The 607-nt window shown below is 44.6% G+C and carries 1 protein-coding gene; it reads left to right on the top strand.

Translation table 11 applies throughout. The annotated features are described in order from the left end of the window. On the top strand, positions 1-604 hold a 604-nt coding region (gene lptD, locus R8O11_RS29290), incomplete at its 5' end, for an LPS assembly protein LptD (protein ID WP_318195132.1). Between the last annotated feature and the right edge of the window lie 3 nt (positions 605-607).

Genomic DNA, 607 nt, shown 5'->3' with positions numbered 1-607 from the left:
TAGCCCGAACATTCCAGACGAGACAACCAACTACTCTTCATGGGCAGTTGAAGCTGATTTCAACTACAACGACTACCTGTTCTATCACGGTGGCGTTCAGTACGACATCGACTTAAGCTCAATGCAGCTTGCCAACAGTACGTTGGAATATCAGTTTAACGGCGGCTTTATTCAAGGTAACTACCGCTATGTCACTCGCGAATACATCGAAGATACGATCATTCTCGAAAACCTCGACACTATTACTCGTAAAGGTATTTCACAAGCAGGTATCGTGGCGGCGTACGAGTTCAACCGTAACTGGTCTGCAAGCGGTCAGTACTACTATGACCTAAATGAAAATACCGATATGGAATGGCTAGCAAGCCTGCGTTACCAATCTGATTGTTGGTACATTGGTTTGACATACTCTAACCAATTACTCGGTTGGGAAAATCAAGCCATCGGCAGTACGGGCTCCTCTCCTGAATACGAAAACAACTTTAGTGTTAACTTCGGTATTCAAGGCTTTGCGACAAATCAAAGCACCGGTACAGCAGTCAAAGAACTGGATGGTTCCGACAACGCGATTAAATACGGTCGCCCATTCTATTTGAACAATTAATCG

The organism is Vibrio sp. 1288 (assembly GCF_033344475.1).
The sequence above is the reverse complement of the archived record's forward strand: the minus strand, read 5'-3'. Positions and strand labels throughout refer to the sequence as shown.